This window comes from Lentzea alba (genome assembly GCF_011067745.1).
GTDB classification, from domain to species: Bacteria; Actinomycetota; Actinomycetes; order Mycobacteriales; family Pseudonocardiaceae; genus Lentzea; species Lentzea alba.
The window spans coordinates 1-10,471 of sequence record NZ_JAAMPJ010000015.1 but is presented as its reverse complement, the minus strand read 5'-3'; the positions used below and the strand labels follow the sequence as shown (position 1 = coordinate 10,471).

At 65.4% G+C, this 10,471-nt stretch carries 9 protein-coding genes and 1 pseudogene; 6 read left to right on the top strand and 4 right to left on the bottom strand.

Features of this window, described 5'->3' with window-relative positions:
* Nucleotides 1-29: 29 nt before the first annotated feature.
* Complete coding sequence (locus G7043_RS50165) at nucleotides 30-188, bottom strand: hypothetical protein (protein ID WP_313888314.1); 159 nt, start codon at nucleotides 186-188, stop codon at nucleotides 30-32.
* Nucleotides 170-1,261 (bottom strand): NAD(P)/FAD-dependent oxidoreductase, encoded by a 1,092-nt coding sequence (locus G7043_RS39965; RefSeq protein ID WP_313888313.1) that lies wholly within the window; start codon nucleotides 1,259-1,261, stop codon nucleotides 170-172. The genes G7043_RS50165 and G7043_RS39965 overlap by 19 nt, the downstream gene beginning before the upstream one ends.
* A gap of 1,038 nt (nucleotides 1,262-2,299) precedes the next feature.
* Here G7043_RS39965 and G7043_RS39960 point away from each other — a divergent pair.
* The 3 genes from G7043_RS39960 (at nucleotide 2,300) to G7043_RS39950 (ending at nucleotide 3,752) form a co-directional block, all read left to right on the top strand.
* Nucleotides 2,300-3,007 (top strand): baeRF3 domain-containing protein, encoded by a 708-nt coding sequence (locus G7043_RS39960; protein ID WP_166053933.1) that lies wholly within the window; start codon nucleotides 2,300-2,302, stop codon nucleotides 3,005-3,007.
* The gene (locus G7043_RS39955) at nucleotides 3,004-3,405 is read left to right on the top strand and encodes a DUF3040 domain-containing protein (RefSeq protein WP_166053932.1); all 402 of its coding nucleotides are present in this window, start codon (nucleotides 3,004-3,006) and stop codon (nucleotides 3,403-3,405) included. Before G7043_RS39960 ends, G7043_RS39955 begins: the two co-directional genes overlap by 4 nt.
* Nucleotides 3,406-3,476: 71 nt before the next feature.
* A complete protein-coding gene (locus tag G7043_RS39950; protein WP_166053931.1) occupies nucleotides 3,477-3,752 on the top strand; it encodes a hypothetical protein in 276 nt (91 codons plus the stop codon).
* Nucleotides 3,753-3,870: 118 nt separating this feature from the next.
* Here the strand turns inward: G7043_RS39950 and G7043_RS39945 are convergent, their stop codons facing one another.
* Nucleotides 3,871-5,259, bottom strand: coding sequence for a glucose-6-phosphate dehydrogenase (locus G7043_RS39945; protein ID WP_313888312.1), 1,389 nt, complete (start codon nucleotides 5,257-5,259; stop codon nucleotides 3,871-3,873).
* Nucleotides 5,260-5,299: 40 nt separating this feature from the next.
* Complete coding sequence (locus G7043_RS39940; protein ID WP_166053929.1) at nucleotides 5,300-6,472, bottom strand: TerC family protein; 1,173 nt, start codon at nucleotides 6,470-6,472, stop codon at nucleotides 5,300-5,302.
* A gap of 160 nt (nucleotides 6,473-6,632) precedes the next feature.
* On the opposite strand from G7043_RS39940, the gene ctaD reads away from it, so the two are divergent.
* The 3 genes and pseudogenes from ctaD to G7043_RS39925 all read left to right on the top strand — a co-directional run bounded on the left by ctaD (nucleotide 6,633) and on the right by G7043_RS39925 (nucleotide 9,602).
* Entirely contained in the window at nucleotides 6,633-8,405 is a 1,773-nt protein-coding gene (gene ctaD / locus G7043_RS39935; protein WP_166053928.1) for an aa3-type cytochrome oxidase subunit I, read from the top strand.
* A gap of 85 nt (nucleotides 8,406-8,490) precedes the next feature.
* Nucleotides 8,491-9,015: pseudogene (locus G7043_RS39930) on the top strand (transposase family protein); the annotation flags it as partial.
* A 92-nt stretch (nucleotides 9,016-9,107) separates the two neighbouring features.
* The gene (locus G7043_RS39925) at nucleotides 9,108-9,602 is read left to right on the top strand and encodes a methyltransferase family protein (protein ID WP_166053927.1); all 495 of its coding nucleotides are present in this window, start codon (nucleotides 9,108-9,110) and stop codon (nucleotides 9,600-9,602) included.
* Nucleotides 9,603-10,471 lie beyond the last annotated feature (869 nt).

The window sequence follows — 10,471 nt, the reverse complement described above, 5'->3', positions numbered from 1 at the left end:
CCGCAGGGCGACCGCGAGTTCGTCGACGGTCAACAGGTTGCCTGTTGTACCCGTGACGTGACGAGGCTCTCCAGCGGCACAGAGGGGTCGGTCAACAGCGCCGGATCGATCTGGGCGGCCGAGCGGATCAAGCCCTTGACGGCGTCGGTGACGTCCCAGACGTTCACGTTCATGTCCGCCACCACCACGTCGCCCTTGAGCCAGAAGGCGATGAACTCCCGGCCGGTGACGTCACCGCGGAACACGACCTAGTCGTAGTCAGAGGTGTGGCCGATGTGCTCCATGCCCAGGTCGTACTGGTCGGTGTAGAAGTAGGGCAGCTCGTCGTACTCGGCGTGCTCACCCAGCATTCCGGCGGCGGCGACGGCGGGCTGCTTGAGCGCGTTGGCCCAGTGCTCGACCCTGATCCGGTCACCCAGCGTCGGGAGCCAGGCGTTCGCGACGTCACCGGCCGCGAAGACGTCCGGATCGGCGATGCGTCCACCAGAATCCCGTTGTCGACGGCGAGGCCGCTCTTCTCCGCGAGGTAGGTGTTGGGAATGGCACCGACACCAACAAGCACGGCGTCAGCCGGGACGACCGCGCCGTCGACGAGCCGCACGCTGGTGACCTTGCCTTCGGCGGCGGTGAGTTCGTGGACGGAGACCCCGAACTGCAGGTCCACTCCGTGTTGGCGATGCAGATCCACGAACACCGGCGTCACCTCGGGGCCCAGCGCCTTCAACAGTGGCAGTTCGGCTGATTCGAGCACGGTCACCTCCACGCCGGCCTGCCGCGCTGCCGCGGTGGCTTCCAGGCCGATCCAGCCGGCGCCGACGACCACCAGGCGCGATCCGGGCACGAACGTCTCGCGCAGGCGCTGAGAGTCCTCGATCCGCCGCAGGTGATGTACGCCCTCGGCGGTCGCACCGGGTACCCGTAGCGTGCGGGGCCGGGCGCCGGTGGCCAGCAGCAGCTTGTCGTAGCTGATCTGCGTGCCGTCAGCGAGGTCGACCCGATGTGCACCGCGATCAATCCTCGCGACCGGGACACCGAGACGCAGGTCCACCTCATGTGCGGTGTACCAGCTTTCGTCGTGGATGTAGGCACTGTCGGCTGCGGCTTTGCCGATCAGCACGTTCTTGGACAGCGGCGGACGTTCGTACGGCCGATGCGGCTCGTCACCGACGAGCACGATCCGCCCAGCAAAGCCCTTGGTGCGCAGTGCCTCTGCGGTCTTGGCGCCGGCCAGGCCCGCGCCGACGATCACGTGAGTGTTCATGCGTTGACTCCAGTGAGTGCGAGAAGCGTCGGAAGGACGGGCGCTAGTTCATCAACAAATACTGGTCTTGTTGGTCGGCGCGCCGACCGGTCACCAGCGACAAGGCGGCGGAGGCTGCCGGAATCTCCCACGAGCTCGCCGCGTTCCAATGTGCAGAAACCGTCCGACATGGACATGCGATCCTCGTGGCGCGGTACTCGTCGGCTCCGGCGATGCCCAGGATGCCGCGCTCACGGTCGCCCGCGAACACGGCGAACACATCGGCGCCTCCGAACTCGTCTGGGCATCGACCGTCGAGGCTGTGCTGGACCCACGCACCGGACAGTGCTGCGTCGAACTGCGCCGAGCGGAAGGCGGTCAGCCCCGGCCAGAAGCAAGGGAGAGATGCTTCTGGCCCGGCCTCACCGGCGGTTCGCCCTGCACGAACCGGCTAACTCGATCGTGCCGCAGTGCCGGACGGACGGTCATGGTTGTCGCTGGAAGACTCCGAGGGTTTCTGTTGCCGATGCCCGGCAACCTGACAGGAGAGACTCGCTCGACATTGGATGAGTGCCCGAGCTCTCGGACGATGCCGCTCGGACTTTGCCGACCGTCGGCAAACTGATCTCGCCTCAATCAACCGACGAACGCTCCTGCCATCCGCCGCGCTTGCAGGCACTGTGGAGGTAGATGAGCGAACCCGAGTCGTAGGAGGCTGGTGTGCGAACGGCTGTGTCCGGCTGCACTGTGCCGCACGTGGACGAGTTCACCCGCCTCGCCGCGGATCGCGGCGGTCGCCGGGTGTCGATGTTCCTTCCGACCCGGCGTACCGGCCATTCAGCGCTTCCGGCCCGTGTTCGTTTCTGGAACCTCGTGCGGCGAGCGGAACACGTTCTGCGGACCGACGGGATGAGCACTACCGACATCGCTGCCGTCATGTGCGGGGCCTGGGACCTCGTGGAAGACATGTGGTTGTGGGAACGCCCCGCCAACGGAATCGCCTTGTTCGCAAGCTCCGGTGCTACACGGACGTACTGGGTTCCGACAACGCTTCCAGAGATGGCGACCGTGGGCGACAGGTTCACCCTCACACCGCTACTGCCCGCCCTCAACGCGGGTGGCAGGTTCCTGGTGCTCCAACTGGGAGAGGCCGAGACCCGCCTGTTCGCGGGCACCCGCTCCGGTTTCGACGAGCTCACGTCACTCGGCTCTCTCGACGTCCGCACACCGCTTGCCCACCAACACTTCGAGTTGATCGAGGCCGTCATTCGCGACGCGGCGGGCCAGACCAAAGCACCGCTGGTGGTAGTCGGCGAACCCCACCTGCAAGCGACCTACCGCCGGATCAGTTCCTGGCCAAGCCTGATGACGCCCACGATCACGGACACCGCGGACCGGATCAGCCCGGAAACAATGCACCGTCGCACCTGGCCGATCGTCGAACCCGAGTTGCGAGCACGCGACTTCGCCACGGTCGACGCAGTGCAGGCACTGCGCGGCACAAGCCGAACCCTCCACGAGCCGACCCAGATCGTCACCGCAGCGGAACACGGTCACATCCAGACCCTCATCGTGGCCACCGAGTCCACGTGGTGGGGACAGCATCCGGATGAACCCGTGGCCATCCGCCTGCCCGACGAGCCAACTTTGCACGAGCGGCTCGGCACCGCCGCGGTGGCCGTGCTCAACCACGCGGGATCGGTGTTCACCGTCCCCGCGCAACGCATGTCGAAGGACACAATGGCCGCCGCACTGCTGCGGAAGTGACCGTCACGCAGTCAGAGACCAAGACGCGCGACGCTGTCGCATGTGGACACCGGTGTCGCAACCGTTCCAGGAACGAACTATCACACCTCGAGGAGGGACCGGACCGGATCATGGCCATACAAGACTTCGAAAAACGGCAACTCGCCGAGATCGAGCAACACCTCGCCGACGAATCCCCAGAACTCGCCCAGAAGCTGGCTGCCCTGGGCACTGCCGAGGCCGGCACACGACACAGCATCAAATCGAGCGTCGTCATGACCGCCATGTACGTGGCCGGGTTGACCCTGATCATCGCAGGCGTGCAGGTCTCATCCGTCCTGGTGATCGTGCTGGGCGCTCTGCTGACAGCGGCCGTCCCCGTGGCCACCGGTTGGCACACCTGGCGAACTCGAACCTGACGACCGTTGGAAACCCCGGGCATGCGCGTCATCCGAACATGCCACACAATCGAAAGGACGTACTCACTGCAATGGACAGCACCAAGAACACGCCGTTGTCTGACAGCAGGACGCCGCTCGAGCACAGCAATCCATGGCATTCAGAACGGATCATCGCGCTCAGTCTGACACCTGGCTCACCGGCCAAGTACCTGGCTGTGATCATGGCGTCGGGCGTCGCGTTCCTCCTCATCGGACTGCTCTCGGGCACGGTGTACTGGATCCTCGGCGTTGTCATGTTCCTCATCGGGATCATCGCGCATTGCACCTCACCTGCACCAAGCAAGGACGCATCACGGAACCGCTAGCGGCGACTCCGGCTCTCACGCGCCGTCGTTGCCGACCGGTGCTTCGTCGGGTGACGATCGCCGATCCCTTCGTTGTCGCAGAAGGCGCTGCGGCCCGAAGCCGCTGAGCAGACGCTGCTCAGAAGTCGTTCGCAAGCGACCCGGCAGGATACTCGCGCAAAGGTGCAGCTCCGGCAGCCCACGCGGCGAGCACAGGGTCCATGATCCGCCACGCCTCCTCTGCTTCGTCGCCACGGATCGACAGCGTGGCGTCTCCCTCCAAGATGTCGAGCAGGAGGCGGCTGTAGGCCGGAAGGGTCTGCGGGGCCAGGTCGGTGTCGAGGCAGGCCGGTTCGAGGTCGAACGGGTCGCCGGCGCCGTTGAGGTTCATCGACAGCTCGATTCGATCGGGGTCGATCATGAACCGAAGGACGTTGGGTGCAGGCTCTTCGTGCTGCCCGAAGACCAGGTGCGGTACGTCGCGGAAGCGGACGGCGATGTGGCTGCGCCGGGCGCCGAGCGCCTTGCCGGAGCGCAGTTTGAACGGCACACCGGTCCAGCGCCAGTTGTCGATCCAGCAGGTCATGGCGGCGAAGGTTTCGGTTTCCCGGGTGGGATCGACCCCAGGCTCAGCGGTGTAGTCGGGAACCACCCGATCGCCGATGCGGCCGGCGGTGTAACGGGCGCGAGTGGTGTGGCGGCTCACCTCCTCGGGAGTGAGAGCACGAACCGCACGAAGGACATCCACCTTGCGGTCATGCAGGTCTCGCGAGGTCAGCGTGCGCGGAGGTTCCATCGCGACAAGGCACAGCAGTTGCAGCAGGTGGTTCTGCAGCATGTCACGCAGGGCGCCGGCACGGTCGTAGTAGCTGGCCCGCCCCTCCAGCGTGAGAGGCTCGTCCCAGACGATGTCGACCGAATGGACGTGCTGCGCGTTCCAGAGCGGCTCGAAGATCCGGTTGGCGAAGCGGAGTCCGAGGACGTTTTGCACCGTCTGCTTGGCGAGGAAGTGGTCGACCCGGAAGATGCTGTCCTCGGTGGCGACTTCAGCGAGCAGTCGGTTGAGCTCTTGCGCACTGTTCTCGTTGCTGCCGAATGGTTTCTCCAGCACTATGCGGCTCTTGGGCGGGATTCCAGCCTGGGCCAGGGCCGTGACGGTTGTCGCGAAAAGGCTTGGCGGCAGAGCGAGATAGAACGCGATGGGAGTGGGTAGATCGCGGATCGATGCCGCGACCGCGGCTGGATCTGTGACGTCGGCGACGACGTAGTCGATCTGGTTGAGCACCTCGTGCCGGGCGTCGATCGGTACGTCGGCCGCGTGCCGGTCGAGGCGTTCGCCGGCGTGCTTGCGGAACTGCTCGTTGTCGAGGGGCTCCCTGCCCACGCCGCGGACGCGGAAGGCCGGTGGCCACGAACGTGCTGCCGTCAACCGCGCCAACGAGGGCAGCAGGTACCGGCCGGCGAGGTCACCGGTCGCACCGAAGATCACCAGCGAAGTCATGTCCCGCTCCTCATCCCCAGCGTGCACGCCGGCTCACCGGCGCCGACCGGCGGAAGATCTCGAACAGCTAGGTCCGGGCCTGTTTGTCGTGAGCCCGTTTGAGCAGGGCCATCAACTTCTCCTCCTCGCGGATCCTGGCCCGGTACTTCTCCGGAAGCTGCTTGAGAGTCGCCTCTTCGGCGAGCAACGCGGCGAAGACCTCCGCGCCTCGTGCGGGGTCGGTTTCGATGTCCACGTACTCGATCGCGTGGCGCCGGGCGGAGGCGATCACGTTCTGCGCCCGGCCCCAAGCGCTGGTCATGGACGCGATGACGGTGACAAGGAGGACACCGATGATCACACTCAGGGAAAGCCCTGTGCTGATCTCCACCACGTCGACCGGTTGTCCATTGTTGATGAACGGCAGGTTGTTCTCGTGCAACGCGTGCAGGATGAGCTTCACGCCGATGAACGCCAGGATCACGGCCAACCCATAGGCCAGATAGACGAGTCGGTTGAGCAGCCCGTCGATCAGGAAGTACAGCTGGCGCAGGCCCATCAGCGAGAAGGCCGTGGCGGTGAACACCAGGTAGACGTTCTGCGTCAGCCCGAAGATGGCCGGAATGGAATCCAGCGCGAACAGGACGTCGGTACCCGCGATGGCCACCATGACCAGGAGCATCGGCGTCATGGCTCGCCGGCCATCGTCGACGGTGAACAGCTTGTCGCCGTCGTAGGTGTCGGTGGTGTGGAAGAGCTTCCTGGCGAGCCGGATCATGATGTTGTCGGCCGAGTGGCTGTCCTCACCCGACGGCTTGAGCAGGTTGCCCGCCGTGACCAGCAGGATCACGCCAAAGATGTAGAAGACCCACGCGAACAGGTTGATGAGGGCGGCGCCCAGCATGATGAACCCGGTCCGAGCGATCAGCGAGAAGACGATCCCGAACAGCAGTACTTTCTGCTGGTCGGCGCGGGGGACCTTGAAGCTGGACATGATGATGAGGAAGACGAACAGGTTGTCGACGGACAACGCCTTCTCCGTCACGTACCCGGCGAAGTACTCCGCCCCCATCGTCGTTCCGCCGGCGACCAGCACGCCGAGGCCGAAGACGATCGCGATGCCGACGTAGATCGCCGACCACAGCCCCGCCTCACGCAGAGTCGGCACGTGGGCTTTGCGCACGTGCACCATGAAGTCGAACAGCAGCAGGCCCATGATTCCGGCGATCGTGAGCCACCAGACGATCTGCGGTACATCCACTCGATGCCCGCCTCTCCGCGAAGTCGCTGCTACCTCACACCACCACAGCGCGCCGAGACCCGCAACCGCTCCGGTTCACCGTTGCTGCGTTTGGCAAATCTCCCCAGTGGGTCCAGGATGGGTCTTAAGCGCGCGACAGCCGATCTGTTGAGAGGCAGTCATGACCGCAGTCAAGCCAACGGCCGTTGTCGTACATCCCGGGGCGGTCCGCAGGCGTCCGAAGGGCGCCGTGCTGCTCGGCCTGTTCCGGACCACCGATCCCAAGCAGATCGGCATCCTGTACCTCGTCACGTCGTTCAGCTTCTTCATGATCGGCGGCGTGATGGCGCTGCTGATTCGTGGCGAGCTGGCCCGGCCAGGGATGCAGTTCCTGTCGAACGAGCAGTACAACCAGCTGTTCACCATGCACGGCACGATCATGTTGCTGTTGTATGCGACGCCGATCCTGTTCGGGTTCGCGAACTACGTCCTGCCGTTGCAGATCGGCTCCCCGGACGTCGCGTTTCCGCGGTTGAACGCGTTCTCCTACTGGCTGTTCCTGTTCGGCGGCCTCACCGTGCTGTCCAGCTTCGTCACACCGGCCGGTGCGCCGGACTTCGGCTGGACGGGGTACACGCCGCTGTCGAGCGCGATCCACTCACCCGGTGTCGGCGCGGACCTGTGGATCATGGGGCTGGCGGTGTCCGGTCTGGGCACGATCCTGGGCGCGGTCAACATGATCACCACCGTGGTCTGCCTGCGCGCGCCCGGTATGACGATGTTCCGGATGCCGATCTTCACCTGGAACATCCTCGTCACCTCGGTGCTGATCCTGCTGGCGTTCCCGATCCTCACCGCAGCTCTGCTAGGTCTGGCGGCGGATCGACACCTCGGTGCGCACGTGTTCGACCCGGCCAACGGCGGCGTGATCCTCTGGCAGCACCTGTTCTGGTTCTTCGGCCATCCCGAGGTCTACATCGTCGCCCTGCCGTTCTTCGGCATCGTCACCGAGGTCCTGCCGGTGTTCAGCCGAAAACCGCTCTTCGGCTACAAAGGCCTCGTCTTCGCCACGTTCGCGATCGCCATGCTCTCGGTCGTGGTGTGGGCGCACCACATGTACGCCACTGGTGCGGTACTGCTGCCGTTCTTCGCACTGACCACCTTCCTGATCTCCGTGCCGACCGGCATCAAGTTCTTCAACTGGGCCGGCACCATGTGGAAGGGCCAGCTCACGTTCGAGACACCGATGCTGTTCAGCATCGGGTTCCTCGTCACCTTCCTCCTGGGAGGGCTGACCGGAGTGCTGCTGGCCTCTCCCCCGATCGACTTCCACGTCACCGACACCTACTTCGTCGTCGCGCACTTCCACTACGTGCTGTTCGGCACCATCGTCTTCGCCACCTACGCCGGCATCTACTTCTGGTTCCCCAAAATGACCGGCCGGATGCTCAACGAACCCCTGGGCAAGCTGCACTTCTGGACCACGTTCCTCGGCTTCCACGGCACGTTCCTCGTCCAGCACTGGCTCGGCAACCAGGGCATGCCCCGCCGCTACGCCGACTACCTGCCCACCGACGGATTCACGACGCTGAACATGATCTCCACGATCAGCTCGTTCGTGCTCGGGCTGTCGGTGCTTCCCTTCCTCTACAACGTGTTCCGCAGTTACCGCTACGGCGACCCGGCATCGGGCGACGACCCTTGGGGCTTCGGCAACTCGCTGGAATGGGCAACCACGTCACCTCCACCTCGGCACAACTTCAAGGAACTGCCGAAAATCAGGTCCGAACGCCCCGCGTTCGAGCTGCACTACCCCCACATGGTCGACCGCATGCGCGACGAGGCGCACTTCTCCCTCCTGCACCGAGGCTCCACTCCGCCGGACGAGCCCACCGAGCAAACGCTCGCCTCCACCCACCGCGAGGACAAACATCGAGCAGACGAACCCGAGTAGGCGTTGTGCAGGGTCTGTCAAACGAGCGGCTCTGGCTCGTAGTCGGTGGTGACGGCGGGTAGCTGTTCGCGATCATGATCTGGTGATGACTGTCGATTCCCTTGTGGGGACAGTGTTCTCCGGACTGTCAGCGTTGGTTGTCGAGGACGTGACGGAGGGCGGCAACACAGCGACAGCGAAGGTGCACGGGTATCACCGGCGGACGATGAAGGACGTGCCGGTCGATGGCCGCCAGGTCGTCGTCCGTCTGCGCGTACGGCGGCTGGTCTGCCCGGCTCGGGGTTGCCCGCGGCAGACGTTCCGGGAACAGATTCCCGGATTGCTGGAACGCCATCAGCGCCGCACGGTGCGGCTTGTCCGGCAGATTTCCCTTGTGGCGCGGGAGTTATGTGGTCGGGCGGCGGCACGCCTGGCCGGCTTGCTCGCTGTGCCCGTGTCCCGTAGCACCGCGGTGCGCCGTCTGCGGTGCCTGCCGCTGCCCCGGTTGACGATTCCGCGGGTGATCGGCGTGGACGACTTCGCCCTGCGCCGCCGCCAGCGCTGCGCCACGATCATCATCGATGCCGAGACCGGCCGACGTGTCGTCGTCCTGCCCGGTCGCGACGCGGCCACGTCGCCAGGTAGTCCATCCGGGTGAGAAACCGTGCCAGAACGCGGACAAGAGCTACCGCTTATGGTTCTCGGCAGGTATGCCTTTGCGCCATGCAGACCAGGAACGCAGCACTCGGCTCCACCGCGTTCTTCGTGCTGGCACCGGGTGGCGTTGCCGGCCTCATCCCCTGGCTGCTCACCCGCTGGCAGATGCAACCGTTCTGGCTGCCCTTGCGGATTCTCGGCGTGGTCGTGCTGGTGATCGCACTTGCCGTGCTGATCTCCGCCTTCGCCAGGTTCGTCACCGAGGGCTTCGGCACGCCCGCACCGGTGGCCCCGCCCGACCGGCTGGTGGTCGGTGGGCTGTACCGACACGTGCGCAACCCGATGTACCTCGCAGTGCTCTCGCTGATCCTCGGACAGGCACTCCTGTTCGGACAGTGGATACTGCTGCCCTACGCCGCAGTCGTGAGCCTGGCGTTCGCCGCGATGGTCCACTGGCACGAGGAACCCGTGCTGCGCCGCGACTTCGGTGCCCAGTACGACACCTACCGAGCCGCAGTGCCCGGTTGGTGGCCGCGGCTGCGCCCGTGGCGCCACAGCTGATCTGCACAGGCCGACTTTGGACTGATGCCGTCATCGGGGAGTCGTCAGGTTCATCACCGCATCTCTTCCCTGAGGATGACGGAGAGCGTCGCCGTCATGCGCCGGTGGCCCCGCATAGGGGTATCTGGGACGCCGTTGTGCAGAGGTAGGTCAGCGAGGGCACCAGGATCCGGGCTTCCGCACCCGATGCGACGAGGATTGTGCAGCCGCAGGTCCTATCAGTCGCCCACCGACGTGCAGCTCAGCAAGTTGTGCACACCGGCCAACCACAACACGTCCAGGCGCCACTCCTCACCCGCCACGGCGTGTGAGCGCATCCAACGTTCCTTCACCGTGCGCGGCCGGGCACCGACCGCCGTTCCTTCCGGCCCGTACCCGGATCTCCCCGTGGTGGTTTGGCGCGGACGCTCGCCCGACCGGTTCGCGTCCGCCGTCGACAGTCCGCCGGAAATCCGCACAGTGCGATCTTGCGAGGCCCTTTCGACGAGATCTCACGATCGACGGCGTTGTTCTTCACGCACACAGCAATCTTTGCCCCGACCAAACGAGACGGCGGCACGTCACGTGGATCGTAGGGAGTTCGCAAGGGACCGCCGCGGTTCGTCCACAGCCTTGCTGCTGGCCGCACTCAGCAGATAGGACACGGCTTCCATTCTGGGCAACCTCCGCAGCGCCGGGAGAGCGTCCGTGGGCTGATCACCGCGCCCGAGCGCGCCGGCGGACCAGCAGGACTCCACCGGCTGTGAGCAGGATCAGCACGACGACGAACGGCACCGGCCCAATCGCGGTGAACCACTCCACCAGCAGGCCCTGCAGCCGTCCCGCGCCGTCGACCACCGGGTCCGACGGGTCTGCCCCGCCGAGGAACA